Below are 24,036 nucleotides of genomic sequence, written 5' to 3' on the forward strand. Positions count from 1 at the left end.
ATAAAATTGGCAGTATTCACTAATCACACCAAATTGACACGAGATCAAATATATCGTAAATTATTATTATAGGCTGATTCTTGGGCTGAATCAGTTGATGCAAAAGGTTTTAAACAAGAAAAAAGGAGAGTTCTATGGAAAAGAAGAGAGTATTCAGTAAATCACTAATTTTACTGGCAATTACAAGTATTATGCTGTTTGCGATGAGCATTACATCTATGGCAGCGACAAATGTATCTAATATCAGACAGACAAGTGCTGATAATGATAGTGTTAAAATTGAATTTGTTGGAACAGATGGAGCATATGGATATTATATCTATTATTCATCAACAAATGGAGCATCATGGACAAGAGTGGATAGTAGTACAAGCAAATATCCTGATACATATGATGGTTCTTATACACTTAATAATTTAAGCAGTGGAACTACTTATCAGATAAAAGTTGTTCCGGTATATCATCCAAATTATAATATTTGGCAGACAAATGAATCTCAGGCAGCTATTGTTCAGGTTACAACGGCGCCTTCAGATGTAACGAATTTAAAACAGACAAAAGCAACAGCAAGTTCCGTAACATTACAATGGGATAAAGTTTATGGTGCGACCAGTTATCAGGTATATACTGGCACATCATCAAGTATTAGTAATCAGACGTTATTAGGAACAGCAAAAAAAAATAGCATAACAGTAAAAGCACCTGCAGGATCTGAAAAAAGTTATTATGTTTATCCGATAAGAACTATATCTACTGGATATAAAGCACTGTATGAAAATGCCAGAGCTATGATTTCTGCAAAGGCTGCACCGGGAAAAGCTGAAAATCTTGCAAATGCTGATAAGGGATATCTTATATGGAAGACAACAGATAGTAATACAGTTAAAGTTTATTGGGATGATAATTCAAATAGAGAATATTTACCTGATGGATATAGAATTCGTATCTATTCAGTTGATGGTAAGAAGTTGTTAAAAACTTATAATGTAGGAAAATATGACAGTTATAAGGAATTTAACCTTAAAGCAGTTAAGAATAAAGGATTTAAAGTTGAAGCAACAGGATATGTTGTAGTAAATAATAAAAAATGCTATGGAAAATCAACTGGTAAAAAGACTGTTATTCCTCAGGCAAAGATTAAACTTGAACAGAGAAGTAAGACATCTATGCGTGTGTCATGGACCAAAGTAAAGAATGCAACCAGCTATACAATCTATGCATGTAAAAATGAAAATGTAAGTAAGAAAAATCAGAAATGGTATAAAGTTGCAAAAGTAGGAAAGAAAACAACAGCATATACTGTTAAAAAGTTAAAGACAGGTAAATATGCAGGATTCTATGTTATTCCGACTGTAAAGATTGGTAAGAAGTCGTATAAGGCAGATGCAACTTGGTACACATATACATATATGAGCAAGTATTATTAAAAATATTACTTTAATAATCATAAAAGTATTTAGTTGAAAAAACACTGGAGAAATCATAAGTTTGATGTTTTTTTCCAGTGTTTTTTATAATTTCAATCTTATAATCAGGGACTAGGATTCAAGATCAGAATGATATATAATAAAGATCATAAAAATGGCGGAATTTACAAATATATTGAAGAAAGAGGGAATGCGATATGATGAAGAGGAAAATAATGGGAAACAAAATCGTCAGGTATGCATTATTGATCATGGCATTGGTGATTGCCGGATCAACACATCTGGTGAGCCAGGCAGAAACAGAAGATATGAAAGCGGAGACATATGGGGTATGGCAACCAAAGCCGGCATATGTAAATAATATCAGACAGACAAAGGCAACTACGAATTCTTATACGATTGAGTGGGATGCTTCAGAGGGAGCGGAATATTATAAGGTTCTGGATGAAAATGGAAACCTTCTAAAAACAGTAGTTGGAAAAACTTCAGTTACCATAAAAGCAAAAGCCGGAACAAAAAGAACCCTGTTGCTTGTTGCAGGAAGGACGACAGAAGAAGGCGAAGCACTGGAGAGTTGGGCTCGCAGAGTTTATAATATAAAAACAACACCAAAAAAAGTAAAAAATCTGGCATCCTTTAAAAAAGATTATATACAGTGGAGACTGAAAGATGACCGTATAAATATCAAGTGGGACAAAAATCCGAAAGATGAAGTGTATGCAGAGGGTTATAAGATCGTTATTTATTCCGCAGATGGAAAGAAAAAGCTTAAAACCTATGCAAGCACAAATCCATATCTGACTTTTAGTCGGAAAGATGTGAAAAACAAAGGTTTCAAATGTAAGGTTGCCGGATATATTACGATCAATAATAAGAAGTGTTATGGAGAGTGGTCAGACCTTAAAACCATCATACCGGGTGCAAAGATTACCTCGGCTACCATGGCAGGACGATATAATGTACGACTGAAATGGAAGAAGGTCGACAAAGCAGTAAAATATACGATCTATTTATGTGAAAATCCATTTGATCCAATCGAGAATCGAACGTATCGCAAGCTTGGAACCGTTAAGAGAAACAAAACCAGCTTCGTGACAAAACCTCTAACACCAGGAAAGTCATTGGGACTTTATGTTATTCCAACCGTAAAGATAAAGGGAAAGCAGTATACCGCAGATAAGACCTGGTACACACATGTAAAGCTGGTATATTAATAACTTCCGGTAAACATGTAAATGACGGAAATGAAATAAATATTGACTATGTAGCAAAAATTTGATATTTTTGTAATATAATTTTAACAAAAAGGAAATGATTGGCATGAAAAACAGAAATTTATCAATGATAAAAACATTTATATTTGTAATGATAGCAGTATGCTTTTTTGCAAATGGTGTTTTGCATGTATCAGCAGCCAGTGAGGTGACAGGTGTAACGCAGACCAGATCGGATGAGGAATCTGTAACGGTAAGCTGGAAGCGTCTGAAGAATGCATATGGTTATGATGTATTTATTTCAACAGGAAACGGAAAATATAAGCGCCTGACAAATAAAACATGTGATGTTGTAGGAAGTAAAAATACAAAGAAAAAAATTAGTAACCTTACGTCAAGCAGAACATATTATGTAGTTGTAAAGGCTGTTTATAAAAAAGAAAATGGAAAATATAAGATCGGACCTGCAGGAAAGAGATTAGAAGTAGTAACTTCGCCATCTAAGACAGCAAAATCTACGATCAAGCAGATCAAGGCGACTCCTCATTATATCAGATTTAAGTGGGATAAGGTGAGAGGTGCAAACCGTTATATTGTATATGTAAATGATAAGAAAAAAGCGGTTGTAAAGAAAAATGCGGTATCGATCCGTGTCAGAACCGGATCTGTTAATAATGTCCGTGTTGTACCTGTAAAGCGTTCCAGCTCCGGCTTTATGGCAAAGGGTGGAAATATCGAAGCATATGATTTCTATTCATCACCAAAAAGACCAAAGAGAGTAGCGGCATTCCGGTATAACAATTTATTGTGGCAGCCAACAGAAAGCAATACTGTAACAATTGGATGGACAAAAGCGGCTGGTGATAAGTATGATCCAACCGGATATCAGATGGAAGTATATTCACTGGAAGGAAGAAGATTGAATTTGTATTATTCTACAAAAACAAAGCTCAGTATCAACATTCCTTCCGTTGAAAATAAAGGCTTCAAGGTTCGTGTCAGAGCCTATGTCAAGATCAATGGCAAGAAGTATTTTGGTAAATGGACAGATATGCAGACTGTGATCCCACAGGCAAAGATCAGTATGAAGCGTACCGGAAGAAATTCTGTAGAGATCAACTGGGAAAGTGTAAAGAATGTAACAAAATATCATGTATATGCATGTAATGATATCAAGGCAGAAAAGCCGGAATGGTATGAGGTTGCAACGGTTGGTGCCGGAACAAATTCCTATGAATATAATAATTGTATTGAGGGAAAATATACAGCAATGTATGTTATTCCAGAGGTTCAGGTTGGCAGGAACACATATAAGGCATCCTATACATGGCATTTATATATGAATATTGAGTAAAAAAAACTTGACAAACAATATATCCTTTGTTATCATGTACTAGCGTCAAAATTTAATATCCCTGGTGGGAACATTTCATTTAGGCATTTTGCAGAAGTACTCAAGTGGCTGAAGAGGCGCCCCTGCTAAGGGTGTAGGCCGTTCGCGCGGCGCGAGGGTTCAAATCCCTCCTTCTGCGTATTTTATCTGAATGATAGAATTCGTAGGGAGATGGCATTGCAGGAGCCCTGCTGGATGGATTTTGACGAAGGATATTCCTCGATAGCTCAATGGTAGAGCACTCGGCTGTTAACCGAGGGGTTGTAGGTTCGAGCCCTACTCGGGGAGCTTAAAGCGAAAGCTTTAAAACTTAATAAATGGCGCGATAGCCAAGTGGTAAGGCCCCGGTCTGCAACACCGTCATCGCCGGTTCAAATCCGGCTCGCGCCTCTTGAAAAGAGATTGGAATGTTTCCAGTCTCTTTTTTGTTGTGCATTTACTTTTACAAAGTGGTTTGTTATAATAACTCTGGGAGTTTGTCCCATTTTCTGAAACTATTTTTGAGTAACAGAAAAGGGGCGTTCAGGAGACATATAAATGAAAGATTCCTTTGTGGAGGAGGGCTTTATGACGCAAAAGAGCAGGGAACAGAGAGTTCGTTACAAATTAGATGAATCAATGACACTGAACCAGGAAGAGATAAAGATATATAATGTGCCTTTTGCGGGAAATACAAATACCTGTAAAGAAACATTTGTAAAAGGTGAAAGAATACTGGAATACTGTATTGAAGGTGATCTGACGATGGAACAGTTGATCGGGAAGCCGATATTCCGGGATGAACTGGTAGAGTATTTGTACAGTATCAGCAGACAGATGGTGTCTATGGTACATAACGGTCTGAAATTGGGAAAGATCGTATTTGACCTGAAATATATGTATGTAAGATTGAATGATTTCAGTGTACAGTTGATATTTCTCCCATTTGATAATCCATCAGATATGACAGGTGTAGAAGAGTTTATCAGAAGTTTTCTGTCAGTGCTTGTCTATGCACATACACCGGCGATCGAATGTGCAAATCAGATCATAGAGTATCTGAATGGACACAAGGAATTCAATGCGATCCAGTTCAATTTGTTTATCCGGGAGTTACGGGCGCAGAGCCAGTTGCTGGTAAATACGGAGAAAACATCATCAAAGACCAAAGAGATTGCAGCAAATCATGCGAAGATGGAGATTAATATTCTTCGTGCCGAGGAAGCTGCCAGAAATGCCGAGATTGCAAGGCTCCACGCCGAGAGTGAGGCAAAACGGCTGGCAGAGTATGCAAAACAGCAGGCAAATGTTGCCAGATCTGCAGAGGAGATGCGGATGCTCGCTGAAGCTGCCAGAATACAGGCAGAGATTGACAAACAGGCCGCAGAAAAAGAATATAATAACAAATCACAGACCGCAGTTTTATATGCATGTAAGATGCGGGAAGCGGAGGATGAGAATTCTAAAAAAGAGATAAATACAGCCAGATTACTGGCAGAGGAACAGGCAAGTCAGGCGGAAGAAGAATTCCGGAGAGCTTCGGCAGAAGCAGAAAGACTGGCAGAAGAAGTTCGGCTGGCACGGGAAGAAGAGATGCGCGCAGAGGAAGCCAGAATGCGTGCAGAATATGAAGCCAGAAAGAACAATGAAGAAGCCAGAAAACTGGCGATGGAGGTTCGAAGAAGAAACGAAGAGATTGGCAGACTGTCCGAGGACAGACAAACCAGAAAGCCGGATGACAGCGAGGATGAGACAACAGTATTGTCGAAATCATTAAGTGATGGTCTGAAGCGTCCAATTCTTGTCAGAAAAAGAACCGGAGAGAAGATTTATATTAATAAGCAGGTATTCTGTATGGGTAAGGCAGACCAGGGTGTTGATTTCAAGATTACAGACAATAAATCTGTCAGCAGAAGACATGCTTATATTACAAATATAAATGGTGTTTATTATTTAAGGGATAATAATTCAACCAATCACACATACCTGAATGGGGAGATGCTTTACAGCAATATTGAGGTTGTGATCCCGGATAATAGTACGATACAGCTTTCAAATGAAGAATTTTTCTTTAAGATTAAATAAGGAGGAACTGTCATGTATTGTGATAATTGTGGCTGCGAACTTGGACCGGATATGAAGGTTTGTCCTGTTTGCGGGAAAAAAGTTGAGGATATGGCAGCTGACAACGGTAACAGTGTCAGAATGGAGGATGTAGCTTCCCAGGCAGCAGATGTATCAAAAAATGAGGATATAGGAAAGGAATTGCCGGACATCAGCAAAGAGGCAAATGCTGCTGTTGTTGATACAGATGAAATGGAAGAAGAAGGGACGACTGTATTAAAGGCAGTTGATCTGGATAAGAAGGTTGAAGAAAATGAGGATGAAGAAGGTACAACGGTTCTGTCAGCCGATATGCTGAAGAATCAGGGAATGCCAATGCCGAATCCGAACGGAATGCCGATGCCGGGTTCAAACGGCCGCCCAATGCCGGGACCAAACGGCCGTCCGATGCCGGAACCAAATGGGATGGTTCCGCCATTCCAGCCAAGACCAATGCAGGGTCAGCCGGGTGCAGCACCACAGAATGGAATCCCGCCATTTCAGCCAAGACCAATCCCTGGCCAGCCAGGTGCTATGGGTGGTATGCCTGTAAATGAAAAGGATGAGAAAAAGAAAGATAAAAAGTCAAAAAAGGAAAAGGCTCCGAAACAGCCGAAAGCTCCAAAGGCTTCAAAAGAACCAAAGACACCAAAGCAGCCAAAAGAGAAAAAAGGCAAGGGTGGAAAAGTAGCACTGATCATTATTCTGATCGTAGTTGTTCTTGCTCTTGGCGGTGGAGCTGCTTATGTTGTTCCAAAGTATCTGAATTATAACAAGGCAGAAGAGGCTTATACGGATGGACGGATCGATGATGCAGTTGAACTGTATAAGAAAGCCGGCTGGATGAAGGATGCAGAGACGAAGGTAAATGGCGGCGTATATTATGAGTATGCAGCAAGTCTTGCAGAAGAAGGCAATTATATTGATGCAGCGGCATCTTATGAGAAAGTAATTGCATTGGAAACAGTTGCAGATGAATATAAGGATGCAGCAGATAAGGCAAAAGAGTGTTATTTCAATCAGGCAGAGAAGCTCTACGGTGAGAAGAAATATACAGAAGCTGCTGAGTATTATACAAAGGCAGGAGATTATACCGGAGCGGCAGAAAAAGTAAAAGAGTGTTCTTACATGAATGGTGAGACACTTGCAGAGCAGAAGAAATATGACGAGGCAGTCAAGGCATACGAGACAGCCGGAGATTATAAGGATGCCGCAGATAAGATCAAGGAATGTTACTACAATAATGCATCTGACAAAATGGAAGCTAAAGAGTATGCGGCAGCAAAAGAGCTGTTCCTGAAATCAGAATATTCCGATTATTCCGATAAGGCAAATGAGTGTCTGATCAAGCAGGCAGAGGCATATCTGGCAGATGAGAAGTTTGAGGATGCGATCAAGACTTACGGTGAGGTGGATTCCAAGTATAAAGACTGCACAAAGAAGATTGACAGTGCTTATACAAAATGGGGAAGCTCTCTTTACAAGAGCAAGGATTACAAGGGTGCTGTTGAGAAATACGAGCAGGTTACAAAGAAAGATGTAACGGATAAGATCAACAAGGCAAAAGCAGCTTATGTAAAGGATCATAAGGATCGCAGTGATGAGACAACGATGAGTTATCTCTGTGATCTTCGTTATGCAGATTATGGTTCGGCAGAAGATGATTATACAAAGCTGATCGGATGGACAGTAGAATCATTTGTAAATGATAAACTGGATGATTACAAAAATAAGAAGACATCTGCGGATTCCAGCAAGACGATCTATGTACATACTATGTATCTGAATGAAAATGATGCATCTATGAGTCTGAAAGGGTATGTAATATATTCAGATGGTACAAAGAGCAATGACATTACATTTGGAGAGGTAAAGGATCGTTATACAACATGGATGAGCATTGATCCGTCATCTGCGATCAAGGGAGATGCAACCTTATATGTATATGATGATTCCGATAAGCTGGTTGAGAAATTTACATTTACTATTAAATAAAAAATTCGTTAAAGTGAGAAAGGGGTAACCATGGTTTCAAACGGACAGGATATGAGTGTTCGGGGAAAAGTGGAACAGAACGGACAGACAGAGAAAAAAGGATATACCTATACCCCAGGAGTAGAGATCAAGATCATAGTTGCAGTTGTGTTCCTTATGGCATTTGGACTTATTATGATCTTCAGTGCGTCCAGTTATACATCGTCGATCAGCAGAGTCACGAATTACGATTCGGCATATTACTTTAAGAAGCAGTTGAAGGTAATGGCACTTGGAGTTATTATTGCTGCATTCCTTAACTGGGTTCCGTATAAGCTGATCAAGAAATGTGGAATCCTGGCGTATGTTATATCTCTGGTTTTGATCGTTATGTTAAAGACACCACTTGGTATTAATTCCGGTGGTGCGACCAGATGGCTGAATCTGGGATTTATGCAGCTTCAGGTTGCGGATGCAACAAAGGTATGTATGATCGTTTTTATGGGCTGGTATGTGAACCGTTTCTGGAAGGAATTTGATAAATTCAGATATACCTTGATCTTATGGCTGTTAGTTGCACTTCAGGCGGGACTGATATTGAAGATATCATCCAACCTGAGCAGTTGCCTGATCCTTATGCTCATGGTATTTATTCTGACATTTATTGTTGGAAAACATCCAAAAACGCATCTGATCATTGCAGCGGCTGGTATTGTAGTGATTGTTATCTTTATCATGTGGTTAAAGGCGAATATGCCGCTTGACAGTGAGATGGACAAATACCCATATCAGATCCGGAGATTCTTCGGATGGCTGGATCCGGAACGGTATGCAGGTACGCTTGGCTATCAGCCATTACAGTCTCTGTATGCGATCGGAAGCGGCGGACTGCTTGGCAAGGGACTTGGAAATGGTACACAGAAGCTGAGCAACATTCCGGAAGCACAGAATGATATGATCTTTGCTATCATCTGTGAGGAGCTTGGACTGATCGGTGTTATTATTATGTTTTTGATGTTTGGATATCTTTTGTATCAGATGGTTATTGTTGTGAAAGAGTCCAGAAATATATATGCAAGTGTGGTTGTGATCGGGGTGATCTTACATATCATTTTCCAGATTATAGTCAATGTCTGCGTGGCTGTGAATTTCTTTCCGAATACAGGTGTATCGCTGCCATTTATCAGTGCAGGTGGTTCTGCCATCATATGTACATTAATGGAGATCGGACTTGTGATCGGAATACGGAGACAGCAGGTGAATCGAAAATATTCAAGAATATCTTAGATGAGGAGAGAACAATGAAAAAGATACTTAGAGGTTTACTGGTGGTGATGGCATTTGCCGTATGTATGGCAGGAGCCATATCAATACCATCCAGAGCGGAAGAGGCTTATACATCTGGAAAATCGGCAGAGGCTACGGATGCAGAATTACAGACAACAGCCGGTGCTGAACTGGCAGCAGTGAAAAACGGCTGGGTAAATGTAAAAGGCGGCCGGAAGTATTACGAGAATGGAAAGGCAGTAAAGGGCTGGAAGGTTCTTTCCGGAAAGACCTATTATTTCAGTAAGAAAAATGGTCGGGCAGTTACCGGTAAAAAGAAGATCGGTGATGCCAGATATTTCTTTGATAAGCATGGCAGAATGCAGAAGAAGGTCTGGAAAGTAGTCAATGGTAAGAAATTCTTCTTTGGCTATAACGGACAGGCAAAAACGGGCTTCTGTACGATTAATGGCAACCGGTATTATTTTAATGATAAGGGTGAGCTGCAGAAGAGCAAATTTTTCAAGGTAAATGGTAAGACTTTTTTTGTTGGATATAAGGGACATACGTTTTCCGGCCTGAAGAAGGTAAAGGGAACTTATTATTACTTCAGCAAAAAAGGCAGAATGGCAGTTAAGACCTGGAAAACGATCAACGGCAAAAAGTTCTACTTTGGCTATGATGGAAAGGCAAAGACAGGTTTCTGTACGATTGACGGACATCGTTATTTCTTTAATAAGAATGGCGTACTTCAGAAAAGCAAGTTCTTTACAGTAAATGGAAATATTTATTTTGTTGGATATAAGGGATATACATTCTCCGGTCTGAAAAAGGTAAAGGGAACGTATTATTATTTTACAAAATATGGAAGAATGATCCAGAATGAATGGCGCACGATCAATGGCAAGAAGTTTTATTTTGGCAGTAACGGAAAGGCAACAACCGGACTTGCAACTGTCGATGGACATACCTGTTATTTCAATAAGAATGGTGTGCTCTACAGAAATCAGTTCATAACATATAATGGAAAGCTTTATTATATGGAGGATACTGGATATGCGGCAACCGGACTGAAACAGATCAATGGCAAGTATTATTATTTTAAATCTGATGGTGCGGCTGTGAAGGAAGCATGGAAGACCGTTGACAAGAATACATATTATTTTGACAGGACCGGAACTGCATATACAGGTCCACATACGATCAGCGGTAAGATCTATATTTTCCGGACAGATGGAAAACTTGCAAATGCGACAGGGCTTGTCACTATAGATGGAAATACATACTATTGCGATAATAACGGACATCCGCAGACAGGTTATAAGAAGATCAAGGATGCCTATTATTATTTCGGTACGGATGGTGTGATGTACCGCAAGAAATGGGCATATGTGGATGGTTATAAGTTCTATTTCTGCTCAAACGGAAAACGTGCGGTAGAAGTGGATGATGTTATTGGCAAGCAGGATTCTTATGAGATCATTGTAAATAAGTATTCAAATGTTGTTACGGTATATGCGAAGGATGGAGATAAGGGTTATATCATTCCGGTCCGTTCCTTTATCTGTTCTACAGGTCAGAGCACACCGCTTGGAACCTTCCATACACAGAGTCACTACAGATGGCATGAACTGATGGGACCTTGCTGGGGACAGTGGTGTACCGGTATCTATGAAGGATATCTGTTCCATTCCGTATATTATAATGATGTAAATAATAATAACGCACTCAGTGTATATGCATATAACAAGCTGGGGACAACCTGCTCTCACGGATGTGTCCGACTGACCGCCGGAGATGCAAAATGGTTATATGATAATTGTGAGGTCGGAACAAAGGTTACAATCATAAATAAAAAGGGCAGTGATCCATTTCCAAAGCCAACTGCATATAAGCTGCCATCCTGGCACACATGGGATCCAACCGATCCAAATATGCAGTATAAGTGCAAGCAGAATGGCTGCCATTAGGAGGAAATAACGTGCAGAAGTTCAGAAAATGGATTTATAGTCTGTGCATTTTAACAGGATTACTTGCGGTCTGTACTGCTTGTGGAAAAGCCGACAGTCAGCCAAAAGAAGAGACAACAGAGGTTGTAACTGACGGCCCGGTCAGTGGTCCGGAGGATTTTAAGCGGCTTGGCATGCTCATTGATGTTGCTTCTTCAAATATGGTTAAGGATGTTTCATACGAGATCAAAAATAAAGAGATCGCCTGTATAAAATTTGTTTATAACGGAATTGATTGTCAGTTCCTTGCATCTGCGGTATACAGTGATTTTGATCTGGCAGGGGTAACGAATACCGGTACCGGAGATATGCTGGTATCAGGGGTTCAGGGATACAATGCAACGTATTATAAGCTGAATCCAGGCAGAGTTGTTTTCTGGAGTGATACGAATATTCATTATTGTCTGTACATCTATGTAACAGCAGAGGATTCAGTTGTAGACAGTATCCTTCCATTGCTTTCATTTGAGGATCATTATGATGAGAGAGAAGATGTGATCGAGAATGCAGAGGCGGAAAGTAAAGCATTTGCACAACAGATCATAACGGTGTTCCAGAATAAGGATGTCAATGGCTTGTCTGAGATCCTGAACTATCCGCAGGAACTTGGAAGCGGAGAGTCCATTGCAAATATAGATGAGCTGATGGCGATCCCGGCTGATCAGATCTTCACAGATAAGCTGTTGGAGGCAGTAGGAACTGATGCGATCGATAACCTGCGGAAGAGCAGGGATGGTGATGCATGGCTGATCGGTTCAGCAAGTAAGAATATTTATTTTCGCATGACATCGGATGGGGTTTATAAGATCGTAAAGATCAATAATTAGCCTGCAAATATATGATATTACATCCCGGTTGGAGATGTTGCCCGGAAGCTGAAAAGGAATCCGGATAACGTTCTGACCGGGATGTTTTTTTATGTAGAAAGCTGTAAAAAGAATGCTCACGATAAGAATTGTAGAGAGGGGAAGATAAATGTAGAATTATTTTGTGAAGTGGACAGGCCTTCTGGGAGGTTCACAAAAAATATCAGGAGGGTGCTATTCAAATGGGAAATAAATATCTGATAAAAGAGGCGGCAAAAATGGTGGATGTTGAACCACATGTGCTTCGCTACTGGGAAGAAGAACTGGATATGAGGATCAAGCGAAATGATATGGGACATCGGTACTATGATGAGCAGGATATCAGAATTTTGAAGAAGATAAAGGAGCTGAAGGATCGTGGGATCCAGTTAAAGGCGATCCATGAACTGGTGCAGAAAATGTATGATATTCTGGAAAATGGAGTTCCGGTTGAAACGGCATCGAAGGAGGTTGAAACAGATTTCACCTCGGAACTGGTCAATACAGTTACCCAGATCACGGAGGAGCCGGGTGAGGATCAGGAGCGGATTGTTGATTTTAAGCTGGTACAGTTCCAGTCGATGATGACGAAGATTGTGGGAAATTCGATAAAGGAGAATATCAAGCCGATCAGTCAGGCAGTAACTGCGGAAGCAACAGAGCAGATCGCAAAGCAGATGGACGTTATTATGAAGGAACAGGATGAGCGGGCAGAGGAACGGTATCAGAGACTGGATACCGTGATTCGGGAAATGCAGCAGACCAGACGGGAGATCGCGGCAGCAGAAGCCGGAGGAAAAAAGAAAAAACGATTATTTGGTAAGAAGAATAAATAAGAACATATGCCAGCTTCATCCATCTGCTAGTCTTTCTTTATAAAAACTTCATATAAGAGAAATTGAATCCGTGATATAATGAGCGTATGCCGAGCAATGCCAGATCATAAAAATAAACCAGGTTGTGCTTGCACAAGACCTGATTTATTTTTATGATCTGATAGTGCGAAGCACGGACATCGAGTAATCTGAAAGATTACGAGATGAGCATTGCGAGAGTAATCCGAAGGATTACGAGATGAGCATTGCGAGAGTAATCCGAAGGATTACGAGATGAGCGATGCGAGAGTAATCCGAAGGATTACGAGATGAGCGATGCGAGAGCAATCCGAAGGATTACGAGATGAGCAATGCGAGAGCAATCTGGAGCAATGCGAGGAAAAACAATTATAAAGGAAAACATATGAAGATCATAAAAAAAGTTAAATGGGCGTTGGTTTCCGTCTGGATCTTTATCGTGCTGATCATGTTGGTAGGTACGATCGTGATTGGACGAAGTTATTTGTCAGAAATGTTTGGTGACGGTTACAGTATACAGTCATTATATTCGATCAGCGATCCGATTAAGGAAACATATCGGAATCTGTCGATCATCATGTCGGATGTGCAGGAGGATCTGCAGACAGATCCGGGCAAATTCTATGATAAGAAATATCTGGACAGTCTGAACCAGAAAGCCGGAAATTACAGGACATCGGTGCTTGTCTATATTGATGGTGAATTTACATATTCCGGTATAAAAGATGAAGTAGAAAAACTGGAAGCGTCTTTACTTACCAAACGTGCAATCTATATAAATGGTGAGAAGGGAATCAAGCAGGAGGAAGTAGAAAACAGTTCATCAGAGTCCGGTTCCGGGGAAATGGGCGATCAGGGTTCATATGCATTTGGAAAATATGGCAAAACTTATGAATATATGCTGACATCTCCACAGGCATATCTGTGTAATGAGATCGATTATCAGATCAATGGCAAATCGATCAGTATTTTCCTGGTTACATATTATGGTAATTACGTCAGCCAGTTTAAGAGTGCGCTGGTTGGATTTATCCTTATGATGTTCTTGATCATGCTGGTTCTGACAACTGCTTTGTCGACACTGGTATATGTACAGTTCATCCGTCCGCTGGTTCGTCTGAAGGAGGCAGCAGAGGAGATTGGTACCGGGAATCTGGGAGAGCCGGTAGAGGTCAGTGATGGAAGAAAAGATGAGATTGGAGAATTATGCCGGTCATTTAACGACATGAGAGAGCGCCTGAATGAATCGGTTGAGCTTAAGATGCAGTATGAGGAAGAAAACAGGGAGCTGATCAGTAACATTTCTCATGATCTGAAAACTCCGATTACAACGATCAAAGGATACGTTGAGGGTCTGATGGATGGTGTGGCAGACACACCGGAGAAGCAGGATCGTTATCTGAAGATGATCTATAATAAGGCAAATGAATTGGATGCGCTGATCAACGAATTGTCGCTATATACCAATATCACGAACAATGCGATTCCGTATGAATTCCACAGAGTATCGGTAAAAGACTATTTTAATGACTGTATGGAAGAGGTTCGGGCAGATCTGTTATCACATAATATGACACTGAACTATAACAATTATTGTGCGGAAGATGTAAAGGTTGTTGTTGATCCGGATCAGTTGAAGCGTGTTATTAACAATATTGTGACAAATGCGATCAAGTATACAGATAAAGAGGAAGGTCATATTGACATTTCTATAGAAGAAAGTGAGAAAATGATCAAGGTATCGATCAATGATGATGGACGGGGGATCGACAAAGAGAGCCTGCCGCATATATTTGACCGAACGTATCGTGCAGACAGTGCAAGACGTTCCAGAGGTGGAAGCGGACTGGGGCTTGCTATCTGCAAGAAGATCGTGGAAGAACATGGTGGAAAGATCTGGGCGACCAGTAAGAAAGGTGAAGGTACAACGATCTATTTCACATTGAAGAAATACATCAAGGAGGAAAATAAAGATGAGCAGAATACTGATAATTGAAGATGAACTTAGCATAGCAGAGCTGGAGCGGGATTATCTGGAGTTGAATGATTTTGAGGTTGAGATAGAGACAAATGGAGCAAAGGGTCTGGATAAGGCATTAGAGAATGATTACAGCCTGATCCTGCTTGATCTGATGCTTCCGGATCTGGATGGATTTGAAATCTGTCGTCAGATTCGTGAGAAGAAGGATATTCCGATCATCATGGTTACAGCAAAGAAGAATGATATTGATAAGATCCGTGGACTTGGACTTGGTGTTGATGATTATGTAACAAAGCCATTCAGTCCAAGTGAGTTGGTTGCCAGAGTAAAGGCACATATTTCCAGATATGAGCGTCTGATTGGTTCAACCGCATTGCAGAATGATGTCATTGAGATCCGTGGATTAAAGATTGACAAGACCGATCGTCGTGTCTATGTGGATGGAGAAGAGAAGGTATTTACAAATAAGGAATTTGATCTTCTGACTTTCCTTGCAAGCAATCCGAATAAGGTATTTTCAAAGGATGAACTGTTTAACAAGATCTGGAATATGGAGAGTATCGGAGATATCGCAACCGTTACGGTTCATATCAAGAAGATCCGTGAGAAGATCGAATTTGATACATCTAAGCCACAGTACATCGAAACTGTATGGGGCGTTGGATACCGATTCAGAATGTAGTGAAAAAGTGTGGGGACAGAACCTGCACAGATGGGAGAGTGTGCATCAGAGCTTTGGATTTTGATAGGTTCTGATAAGGAGATAACAGATGAAGATAGAAGTATTATATGAAGATAATGATATATTGGTTGCGGTGAAGCCGTATGGGTTGCCATCCCAGCCGGACAAGAAGAATTCTGAAAATATGGTCAGTATGTTGAAGCTTCGCATTTTTGAGAAAGAGCATCGGACAGAGGAACCATATCTGGCTCCGATCCATAGACTGGATCGTCCGGTTGGCGGCATTATGTTATTTGCCAAGAACAAGGAGGCTGCTTCGAAGCTGTCAAAGCAGAGTGAAGATGGCGAGATGGTCAAATATTATCAGGCAATCTTAACCGGAGAACTTCCGAATGATGCCGGAACGATTACGAATTATCTGATTCACGATAACAAGACAAATGTCACAAGAATTGTGGATAAAGATACGCCGGGAGCCAAATTAGCGGAGCTGGATTATGAAGTGTTAGATGTCATGGAGACAGATGATGGAATCTTAAGTTATGTTCTGATCAATCTTATCACAGGCAGAACCCATCAGATCCGTGTACAGATGGCTGGTAAAAAAGCTGGAATCTGGGGCGATACAAAGTATAATCCAAAGTTCCAGAAAACAAAGAAATCTTATAAGCAGATCGGTCTGCATGCATCCAGACTGGAATTCGAGCATCCGGTGACGGGTGAGCATATGATCTTTAAGAATGAGCCGGAGGGCAAAGCCTTTGAGATCATCGAGCTGGATGAATTTTAATATTATTTTGTAATTGGAATGGTATTCGGAATAATGACTTCTTCAAAGCCATTATAGCTGTGTACCCATTTTACGGTTCCATCTGAACTGGTTTCCAACAGATAACTCAGATCTTCTTTTTTGAAATGCATGATCAAAATGTCGTCATCTGTTACTTCATAGGTTCCAGTTTCGGTGGAGCCTTTCTTTTTGATCACTTTGTTGTCTTCTGTGAATGTGAAACTGCCAAGATCTTCTATTGTCCATTTTGATTCACAGAGAAGCTCCTGCATGGATTTGTCATCGTGTGGCTTCAGATTCCGGAGATGTGTGGACAGGAAGTAGATACCGGCAACCAGGATCGCAAAGATTACAACAAGTGTTATGGTTTTCCGGACGATTGCAAAGGTATGGCGGTTCTTGCGATGCCTTGTCAGAGATGCCTGTTGTTCCCGAACTGCCTCGTGGTAGGAGGTGCTGATGCTGTGCGTGGCACCGGAGATACCATTTGACTTATTTGCAAAAGTTTGCTCCGCTTTTAAACGAAGAATGGCTGTCTCGGTCAGACCTTCTGTTGATATATCTGTCTGATTTTTTAATTGTTCTGTCTGATCCTGGATTTCCTTATCTTCCAGATATTGTTCAGAGACCGGAAGTTTTCCGGTTTTTGTTGATTTGTCTTTCAAATGGAAAGATGTATTTGACTCCTGTTTATTCATTATTTTACCCTCATTATTTGTTTGGAATATGGAAAGATCATTCGTTGCAGACAAATGATTTTTCATTCCTATGTTTAGTGCTTTTCATCATGGATAATATATACAGAAACAGTGCAAATTGCAAGAAAAAATGTTTTACATTCTGGCAGAACCGGCAAAAATCCCTTGAAAATATCAGGTTATATCTATATAATGACAGAAGGTATGTAACTTTTTAAAGGACAGGTATAGATGTCAGACATATTTAAAAGGCTGCACGATAGAATTATTTTATAAGTATATAAAGGAGAAAATTGAGATGGCTAATGAAAAGAAATTAGTAGAGGCTATTACTTCCATGGACGAAGATTTTGCCCAGTGGTACACAGATGTTGTAAAGAAAGCAGAGCTTACAGATTATTCAAGTGTAAGAGGATGCATGATTTTACGACCGGCCGGTTATGCCATCTGGGAAAATATACAGAAGGAACTCGACAGAAGATTCAAGGAAATAGGCGTAGAAAATGTATATATGCCATTGTTCATTCCTGAAAGTCTTCTTCAGAAGGAGAAGGATCACGTAGAAGGATTTGCACCTGAAGTTGCATGGGTAACACAGGGTGGCTTGGATCCACTTCCGGAGCGTTTATGTGTAAGACCTACATCAGAGACTCTGTTCTGTGATCTGTATTCGAATATCATTCATTCATATAGAGATCTTCCAAAGGTTTATAACCAGTGGTGTTCAGTTGTTCGTTGGGAAAAGACAACCAGACCTTTCCTTCGTTCGATGGAATTCTTATGGCAGGAAGGTCATACGGCACATGCTACAGCAGAAGAAGCAGAGGAAAGAACCATCCAGATGTTAAATGTCTATGCTGATTTCTGTGAGCAGGTTCTGGCTATTCCTATGATCAAGGGACGTAAGACAGATAAAGAGAAGTTTGCAGGTGCAGAGGCTACTTATACGATCGAAGCTCTGATGCATGATGGTAAGGCACTTCAGTCCGGTACAAGCCATAATTTCGGAGATGGATTTGCCAAGGCATTTGGCGTTCAGTATACAGACGCAAATAATAAATTACAGTATGTACACCAGACTTCATGGGGTATGTCAACCAGAATTATCGGCGCGATCATCATGGTTCACGGTGATGACAGCGGCCTGGTGCTTCCACCAAGAATCGCTCCTACACAGGTTATGATCATTCCGATTAACCAGAAGAAGGAAGGCGTTCTTGAAAAGGCACAGGAGATCAAGGCAGCTCTTTCTGAGAAGTTCACAGTTAAGCTGGATGATTCTAATAAGAACCCAGGCTGGAAATTCTCTGAGCAGGAGATGCGCGGCATTCCGGTTCGTATCGAGATCGGACCAAAGGATATCGAAGCTGGTCAGGCAGTTATCGTACGTCGTGATAACAGAGAAAAGACAGTTGTGTCATTAGATAATATTACAGAAGCAGTTGGAGAAATTCTTGAGAAGATGCAGGCAGACATGCTTGCAAAGGCAACTGCTCACAGAGATGCCAATACACATGAGGCTCATAACTGGGAAGAATTCACTGACATTCTGACAAGAAAGCAGGGATTCATCAAAGCTATGTGGTGTGGCGACAGAGCCTGTGAGGAAGCAATCAAGGATGAGACCGGTGCAACAACCAGATGTATGCCGTTTGAGCAGGAGCATTTGTCCGATGTCTGTGTACATTGCGGTAAGCCAGCAAAGACTATGGTATACTTTGGCAAGGCATACTAAGAGGAACATCGGCTATTAGCAGATGATAGATAAGTAGTGTATTTGATTTTGCGGAATTTATGATACTTGCAATAGGTGATAACAAACATATTAATAGATTGTTATCACCTATTTTAATGTAATATATATTTGGAATGGAATATGCTGTTTTCAATTGATATCATGAAATATATGGCATAGATGGTGGCGCAATCATGAAATATGGCATAGATGGTGGCACTTAAGGGTATATTGGATGAAAAATCTTGTTAATACTCCGCCGAAGGGTAGGCGCGTGGGTATGACAGCTAGAAAACAGAAGTGATACCCAAGTGAAGGATAGATCATAGGGTATAATAGAAGAGAAGATGAGAGATACCCTATTAAAAAAATAAAGTAATGGTATTGTGTACAGAAAGGCATAGAAATACCCAAGGAGGAGGTTGTGATATGGAGATCAGGATGCCGGAGAATGCGAAAAAGGTAATAGAGACACTGGAAGCTGCCGGGTATGAAGCCTATATTGTTGGTGGATGCGTAAGAGACAGTATTCTTGGCAGAGAACCGGGAGACTGGGATATTACGACAGCAGCAAGACCGGAACAGGTAAAGGCGTTATTCAGACGGACGATCGATACCGGAATTAAGCATGGGACGGTTACGGTTATGTTTGGTAAAGAGGCATATGAAGTAACCACCTACCGGGTGGATGGAGAATATTCCGATCACAGAAGACCGGATTCTGTGGAATTTACTGCGAATTTAGAAGAAGACTTGAAGCGTAGGGATTTTACGATCAACGCTATGGCATACAGTCCTTCAGCAGGTGTGATCGATCTGTTTGGTGGAATGGATGATCTGGACAATAAGGTCATCAAGGCGGTCGGTGATCCGCTGGCACGATTTGATGAAGATGCTCTGAGAATCCTTCGGGCGATCCGGTTTGCAGGCCAGCTTGATTTCACGATCGAGAGGGATACCAGAAAGGCGATGATCCTGCGGGCACAGTTCTTACAGGATATCAGTGCCGAACGTATCCGCGTGGAGCTTGACAAATTGCTGACTTCTGCGCATCCGGAGAAATTGATGGAAGCATATGTGACAGGCATAACAGCATATATCCTGCCGGAATTTGACCGAATGATGGAACAGCCGCAGAATAATCCATACCATAAATACAATGTAGGCGTTCATTCAATGGAAGCAGTTAAGGTTATCGAGCCAACTACAGTATGCAGATGGGCTGCGCTGCTTCATGATGTGGGAAAGCCGGAATGTCATACCATGGATGAAAATGGTATCGACCATTTCTATGGACATAATGAGAAGGGGGCAGAGATTGCCCGTAAGGTGCTTCGCAGACTGCGGTTTGACAATGAAACGACAGATCTGGTATGCAAGATGGTACTGTGGCATGATTATGGTTTAGGGGAGATGTTGAAAAAGACAACCTTCCGAAAAGCACTCAGCAGGATGGGAGCAGATTTCTTCCCTTATTATATCAAGATCCGCCGGGCGGATATGGCGGCGCAGAGTGATTATAAGTTAGAAGAACGGAGAGGCAGCATCGAGCATCTGGAGAAATTGTATCAGGAGATCACGGATGCGAAAGATTGTCTGACGATTAAACAGCTTGCCATCAATGGAAAGGATTTGATCGCACTTGGCGTAAAGCCGGGAAAAGAGATCGGCGATATCCTGCAGGAGCTTCTGAATCAGGTGCTTGGCAGTCCTGAGTTGAACAACAGAGAAACGCTGCTGTCTATGGCAGAGTCATATATTAGAAAATAGAAAAAATAAAGGTGGAGTTATAACTGCATCCAGTTAATTATATATTGACATTACCAAAGATTTCGTAATGAGATGCATAGTGCCGGTAAATACAAGTGCCTGTTTGAGTCCGAAGGTAAATGTGACTTTTTATGTGAAAGACCGGAAATCATTTAAAACAGATAAAAATATGGAGGTGTGGAATGAGACTGAGGAATGTGTTAATTGTTGTGAAAGATATTGAACGGTCAAAGCAATTTTACCATGATCTGTTTGGACTCGAACCAATATTAGATAATGACGGAAATCTGATCCTGACGGAAGGACTTGTATTGCAGGATGAGAGGATATGGAAAGATTTTCTAAAAAGAGATGTGATATCCCACAATAATTCCGCCGAGCTATATTTTGAGGAGCGGGATATCGAAGCTTTTGTTGAAAAGCTGGAGCGGTTATATCCATCGATTGAATATGTAAATCCACTTATGGTTCACAGTTGGGGACAGAAGGTGGTTCGTTTCTATGATCTGGATGGAAATCTGATCGAGGTTGGGACGCTGACGTAACCGGAAACAGACAAGGAAGCATTTGCAGATGCCGCATATGGAGATGTTAAAGCAGATAAAAGAAAAATATGTCCTTGATACGGCAGTAACAAAAAGATAGGGTTTATATAATTGGGAAGGGGAAATTACTATGTGGAAAATATTTATAATTATATTCGGAGTGCTTTTCGGCATATTTATTCCAAGATCAATATATGAGAATTATACAGATGCAGATCTGGAAGACAGTACTTATGAAGAATATTCATATGCAGACTCAGAGGACAGTGTTAATGAGGACTATGATCCGACAAAAACAGACTGGGAAAATTATGGGGATACCGGCTCGATCATGGAGATTGCGGACACGGACTGGGCATTAGAAAATGCTCCCGTGTTTCATGTAGAAACAAAGGAACAACTGGCTGGAGTTGTGTATTATGTCAATGCAGTCAAAGGGTATAATGATTCCGTGGAACTCTACCTTGAGGCGGATATAGATCTTGACGGTCTGGAATGGGTTCCGATGGGCGGATGGTACAGACCAGATAGATATCTTGAGCACACTACATTTGTGGGGCTTATAGATGGACAAAATCATATAATAAAAAATATGCATATAGATACAAAATACGGTGGACATTGCGGATTTGTAGGATATTCTTATTCCTTGCAGATGAAGAATATCACTTTTGAAAAGGCATATGTGTCTGGAGGAACGTATGTAGGAATTGCAGGCGGAGAAATTTATGGTTCTGAAGACTGGATAAATGTAAATGTATCAGGTATGGTTGGAACACCCGGCCCTGAAACCGGCTCGATCGTTGGCAGGGAAGCCGGTATTAATTTCAGAGACTGCGATGCAACGGTTGTGTATAAAAAGAAAAACGGAAGATTTGGAAGTATCCGGTATTTTTCGCACAGATATCAGTTAATTGCAGAAACACCGGTTGTTGAAGCATTTACACTGACTTATGAAAATGGCGTGATCACAAGAGATGAAGTCGAAGGATATGATAATCTGGGCTGGCATATTGAGCGGGATGGTTCGCTTCTTTTGGATAGAGCAGCAGGAGGTGAATTGCAGCTGCCGGCAGAATATACATATCCGGATACATCGATCTGGCTTGAGGCATATATAAATGGAACGTATATCAGAGTCAGCAATATAATCGAAGTGCCTTGATCAGATAGCGTTATTTTGTCCGGTATTTCAGGAGAAAGGGAAGTATATTATGTGTTTGCGGAGTGGTGGTGTTTCAGATATTATAATAATATACTTAAATTTGGAGAGCAAAAATGGTTGTATATAAATATGGTGATCCGGAAGCAAATATTGTATTGATTCAGCCAGTGGGAGATCATGATGTGCATGATATAGAAAATGAGGTTTCAGAGATAAAGAAGAGGACTTCTCTGGAATTTCAGATGGTCGCAGTTAAAGTAGATAGCTGGAATCAGGATCTGTCTCCGTGGAGAGCACCTGCTGTATTTGGAAATGAAGATTTTGGCGAGGGTGCGTCGACGTTACTGGCACAGATATTGGAATTGTGTAAGGATGAAAGTAAGACTTATTATCTTGGTGGATATTCCCTTGCGGGGCTGTTTGCACTTTGGGCATCCTGCCAGACGGACAGGTTTGCCGGGATAGCGGCAGCATCCCCGTCGGTTTGGTTTCCGGGATTTCTTTCGTATGTGAAAGAATATGGGATTGCAAGCCCTGCTGTTTATCTGAGTCTTGGTGATCGGGAAGAAAGAACGAAGAATCAGGTTATGGCTGCGGTAGGCGATTGTATCCGGGAATTGTATGGATGGCTGCAGGAGCAGGAGATTGACAGTATGCTGGAATGGAATTCGGGAAATCATTTTAAAGAACCGGGAATCCGGACGGCGAAGGCATTTGCATGGGTGATGGAAAGAACAAAAGGAACGATCAGAAGAAGGTGATACTTTATGAATATTACGATGCTTGGAACAGGAAATGCACTTGTTACGGAATGTTATAACACCTGTTTTGTGTTGCAGGAAAATGAGGAATATTTTATGGTGGATGGTGGCGGTGGAAGTGCCATTCTGCATCAGTTAAAGCATGCCGGAATTGACTGGAAAGAGGTTAGAACTATCTTTGTGACACATAAACATATCGATCACATTACGGGTATCATATGGATGATCCGTATGATATGCCAGCATATGAAGCAGGGCGAATATGAAGGCGAAGCTGTGATATATGCACATGATGAAGTCATTGATCTGCTGCTTGATCTGGCCAGAAAACTTCTGCCAAAGAAAGAGACAGATTTTATCGGTAAACGGCTGCATCTGATAGCAGTTAAAAATGGAGAGTCTGTTGAAATTTTGAATAAACGGGTTACATTTTTTGATATCCAATCCACAAAAGCGAAACAGTTCGGTTTCTGCATGGAACTGGGAGATGGAGAGAGATTAACCTGCTGCGGAGATGAACCATACAATCCATGTGAAAAGAAGTATGCAGAGAACAGTACATGGTTGTTGCACGAAGCATTTTGTCTGGATGGTCAGGCGGATATATTCCATCCATACGAGAAGCATCATTCAACAGTGAAAAATGCCTGTGAGTTTGCAGAAGAATTGCATGTGAAAAATCTGCTGCTGTATCATACAGAGGATCGGAATCTTTCACATCGAAAAGAATTGTATTATGAAGAAGGAAGAAAATATTTCAGTGGGAATCTTCTGATCCCGGATGATCTGGAAACGTTTATAATTTAATATGGTGCTCCGGACGGCGAAAGCATTTGCATGGTTGA

Annotated in this window: 19 protein-coding genes and 3 tRNA genes; 21 read left to right on the plus strand and 1 reads right to left on the minus strand. The window is 40.8% G+C overall.

The genetic code is table 11. From position 1 onward, the window contains the following. Positions 1–134: 134 nt before the first annotated feature. The 15 genes from OCV60_RS01575 to OCV60_RS01645 all read left to right on the plus strand — a co-directional run bounded on the left by OCV60_RS01575 (position 135) and on the right by OCV60_RS01645 (position 16,517). On the plus strand, positions 135–1,427 hold the full coding sequence (locus OCV60_RS01575; RefSeq protein ID WP_262529114.1) for a fibronectin type III domain-containing protein: 1,293 nt from the start codon (positions 135–137) through the stop codon (positions 1,425–1,427). Positions 1,428–1,642: 215 nt separating this feature from the next. Beyond that, positions 1,643–2,641, plus strand: a complete 999-nt coding sequence (locus tag OCV60_RS01580) for a hypothetical protein (protein ID WP_262529115.1) — start codon at positions 1,643–1,645, stop codon at positions 2,639–2,641. Between the two features lie 106 nt (positions 2,642–2,747). Further along, on the plus strand, positions 2,748–3,995 hold the full coding sequence (locus tag OCV60_RS01585) for a fibronectin type III domain-containing protein (protein ID WP_262529116.1): 1,248 nt from the start codon (positions 2,748–2,750) through the stop codon (positions 3,993–3,995). A 90-nt stretch (positions 3,996–4,085) separates the two neighbouring features. Continuing rightward, positions 4,086–4,173: transfer RNA gene (locus OCV60_RS01590), tRNA-Ser, on the plus strand. A gap of 77 nt (positions 4,174–4,250) precedes the next feature. Beyond that, positions 4,251–4,322, plus strand: a tRNA-Asn gene (locus OCV60_RS01595). A gap of 31 nt (positions 4,323–4,353) precedes the next feature. Continuing rightward, a tRNA-Cys gene (locus tag OCV60_RS01600) sits at positions 4,354–4,424 on the plus strand. 147 nt (positions 4,425–4,571) lie between these two features. Beyond that, a complete protein-coding gene (locus OCV60_RS01605) occupies positions 4,572–6,098 on the plus strand; it encodes an FHA domain-containing protein (RefSeq protein ID WP_021944254.1) in 1,527 nt (508 codons plus the stop codon). Positions 6,099–6,110: 12 nt separating this feature from the next. Next, positions 6,111–8,111, plus strand: a complete 2,001-nt coding sequence (locus tag OCV60_RS01610) for a hypothetical protein (RefSeq protein WP_262529118.1) — start codon at positions 6,111–6,113, stop codon at positions 8,109–8,111. A gap of 30 nt (positions 8,112–8,141) precedes the next feature. Next, positions 8,142–9,377 carry an FtsW/RodA/SpoVE family cell cycle protein gene (locus OCV60_RS01615; protein ID WP_262529119.1) on the plus strand — a complete coding sequence of 412 codons (1,236 nt, stop codon included), beginning with the start codon at positions 8,142–8,144 and terminating at the stop codon, positions 9,375–9,377. Between the two features lie 14 nt (positions 9,378–9,391). After that, positions 9,392–11,326, plus strand: coding sequence for a L,D-transpeptidase family protein (locus OCV60_RS01620; RefSeq protein WP_262529120.1), 1,935 nt, complete (start codon positions 9,392–9,394; stop codon positions 11,324–11,326). A gap of 11 nt (positions 11,327–11,337) precedes the next feature. Further along, positions 11,338–12,192, plus strand: a complete 855-nt coding sequence (locus tag OCV60_RS01625; RefSeq protein WP_262529122.1) for a hypothetical protein — start codon at positions 11,338–11,340, stop codon at positions 12,190–12,192. 221 nt (positions 12,193–12,413) lie between these two features. Further along, positions 12,414–13,046, plus strand: coding sequence for a helix-turn-helix domain-containing protein (locus OCV60_RS01630; RefSeq protein WP_021944249.1), 633 nt, complete (start codon positions 12,414–12,416; stop codon positions 13,044–13,046). Positions 13,047–13,389: 343 nt separating this feature from the next. Beyond that, positions 13,390–15,060, plus strand: coding sequence for a sensor histidine kinase (locus tag OCV60_RS01635; protein ID WP_262529123.1), 1,671 nt, complete (start codon positions 13,390–13,392; stop codon positions 15,058–15,060). Beyond that, positions 15,038–15,727 carry a response regulator transcription factor gene (locus tag OCV60_RS01640; RefSeq protein ID WP_008399752.1) on the plus strand — a complete coding sequence of 230 codons (690 nt, stop codon included), beginning with the start codon at positions 15,038–15,040 and terminating at the stop codon, positions 15,725–15,727. Before OCV60_RS01635 ends, OCV60_RS01640 begins: the two co-directional genes overlap by 23 nt. An 88-nt stretch (positions 15,728–15,815) precedes the next feature. Beyond that, a complete protein-coding gene (locus OCV60_RS01645; protein WP_021944247.1) occupies positions 15,816–16,517 on the plus strand; it encodes an RluA family pseudouridine synthase in 702 nt (233 codons plus the stop codon). A 2-nt stretch (positions 16,518–16,519) separates the two neighbouring features. Here OCV60_RS01645 and OCV60_RS01650 read toward each other — a convergent pair whose 3' ends face one another. Continuing rightward, on the minus strand, positions 16,520–17,215 hold the full coding sequence (locus OCV60_RS01650; protein WP_021944246.1) for a hypothetical protein: 696 nt from the start codon (positions 17,213–17,215) through the stop codon (positions 16,520–16,522). 298 nt (positions 17,216–17,513) lie between these two features. On the opposite strand from OCV60_RS01650, the gene proS reads away from it, so the two are divergent. From proS to OCV60_RS01680, 6 genes are all read left to right on the plus strand, one after another. Continuing rightward, positions 17,514–18,950 carry a proline--tRNA ligase gene (gene proS, locus OCV60_RS01655; protein WP_117784559.1) on the plus strand — a complete coding sequence of 479 codons (1,437 nt, stop codon included), beginning with the start codon at positions 17,514–17,516 and terminating at the stop codon, positions 18,948–18,950. A 429-nt stretch (positions 18,951–19,379) separates the two neighbouring features. Further along, positions 19,380–20,720, plus strand: coding sequence for a CCA tRNA nucleotidyltransferase (locus OCV60_RS01660; protein ID WP_262529125.1), 1,341 nt, complete (start codon positions 19,380–19,382; stop codon positions 20,718–20,720). A 182-nt stretch (positions 20,721–20,902) separates the two neighbouring features. Continuing rightward, on the plus strand, positions 20,903–21,265 hold the full coding sequence (locus OCV60_RS01665) for a VOC family protein (protein WP_021944243.1): 363 nt from the start codon (positions 20,903–20,905) through the stop codon (positions 21,263–21,265). Positions 21,266–21,395: 130 nt separating this feature from the next. Continuing rightward, entirely contained in the window at positions 21,396–22,430 is a 1,035-nt protein-coding gene (locus OCV60_RS01670; RefSeq protein WP_262529126.1) for a M26 family metallopeptidase, read from the plus strand. Between the two features lie 113 nt (positions 22,431–22,543). Continuing rightward, positions 22,544–23,191: an alpha/beta hydrolase gene (locus OCV60_RS01675; RefSeq protein ID WP_118663116.1), complete on the plus strand. Its 648-nt coding sequence runs from the start codon at positions 22,544–22,546 to the stop codon at positions 23,189–23,191. 6 nt (positions 23,192–23,197) lie between these two features. Beyond that, on the plus strand, positions 23,198–23,998 hold the full coding sequence (locus OCV60_RS01680) for an MBL fold metallo-hydrolase (protein ID WP_118663117.1): 801 nt from the start codon (positions 23,198–23,200) through the stop codon (positions 23,996–23,998). Positions 23,999–24,036 lie beyond the last annotated feature (38 nt).

Origin of the sequence: Coprococcus ammoniilyticus, assembly GCF_025567345.1 — a bacterium.
Taxonomy (GTDB): Bacteria; Bacillota; Clostridia; order Lachnospirales; family Lachnospiraceae; genus Coprococcus; species Coprococcus ammoniilyticus.

What these genes read in the sequence shown, in the direction of transcription:
- OCV60_RS01605 (WP_021944254.1), top strand. Translation starts at nt 4,572, where the DNA reads ATGAAAGATTCCTTTGTGGAGGAGGGCTTTATGACGCAAAAGAGCAGG.
- OCV60_RS01660 (WP_262529125.1), top strand. Translation starts at nt 19,380, where the DNA reads ATGGAGATCAGGATGCCGGAGAATGCGAAAAAGGTAATAGAGACACTG.
- OCV60_RS01665 (WP_021944243.1), top strand. Translation starts at nt 20,903, where the DNA reads ATGAGACTGAGGAATGTGTTAATTGTTGTGAAAGATATTGAACGGTCA.
- OCV60_RS01610 (WP_262529118.1), top strand. Translation starts at nt 6,111, where the DNA reads ATGTATTGTGATAATTGTGGCTGCGAACTTGGACCGGATATGAAGGTT.
- OCV60_RS01645 (WP_021944247.1), top strand. Translation starts at nt 15,816, where the DNA reads ATGAAGATAGAAGTATTATATGAAGATAATGATATATTGGTTGCGGTG.
- OCV60_RS01670 (WP_262529126.1), top strand. Translation starts at nt 21,396, where the DNA reads ATGTGGAAAATATTTATAATTATATTCGGAGTGCTTTTCGGCATATTT.
- OCV60_RS01635 (WP_262529123.1), top strand. Translation starts at nt 13,390, where the DNA reads ATGAGCAATGCGAGAGCAATCTGGAGCAATGCGAGGAAAAACAATTAT.
- OCV60_RS01585 (WP_262529116.1), top strand. Translation starts at nt 2,748, where the DNA reads ATGAAAAACAGAAATTTATCAATGATAAAAACATTTATATTTGTAATG.
- OCV60_RS01580 (WP_262529115.1), top strand. Translation starts at nt 1,643, where the DNA reads ATGGGAAACAAAATCGTCAGGTATGCATTATTGATCATGGCATTGGTG.
- OCV60_RS01680 (WP_118663117.1), top strand. Translation starts at nt 23,198, where the DNA reads ATGAATATTACGATGCTTGGAACAGGAAATGCACTTGTTACGGAATGT.
- OCV60_RS01620 (WP_262529120.1), top strand. Translation starts at nt 9,392, where the DNA reads ATGAAAAAGATACTTAGAGGTTTACTGGTGGTGATGGCATTTGCCGTA.
- OCV60_RS01650 (WP_021944246.1), bottom strand. Translation starts at nt 17,215, where the DNA reads ATGAATAAACAGGAGTCAAATACATCTTTCCATTTGAAAGACAAATCA.
- OCV60_RS01615 (WP_262529119.1), top strand. Translation starts at nt 8,142, where the DNA reads ATGGTTTCAAACGGACAGGATATGAGTGTTCGGGGAAAAGTGGAACAG.
- OCV60_RS01640 (WP_008399752.1), top strand. Translation starts at nt 15,038, where the DNA reads ATGAGCAGAATACTGATAATTGAAGATGAACTTAGCATAGCAGAGCTG.
- proS (WP_117784559.1), top strand. Translation starts at nt 17,514, where the DNA reads ATGGCTAATGAAAAGAAATTAGTAGAGGCTATTACTTCCATGGACGAA.
- OCV60_RS01675 (WP_118663116.1), top strand. Translation starts at nt 22,544, where the DNA reads ATGGTTGTATATAAATATGGTGATCCGGAAGCAAATATTGTATTGATT.
- OCV60_RS01575 (WP_262529114.1), top strand. Translation starts at nt 135, where the DNA reads ATGGAAAAGAAGAGAGTATTCAGTAAATCACTAATTTTACTGGCAATT.
- OCV60_RS01630 (WP_021944249.1), top strand. Translation starts at nt 12,414, where the DNA reads ATGGGAAATAAATATCTGATAAAAGAGGCGGCAAAAATGGTGGATGTT.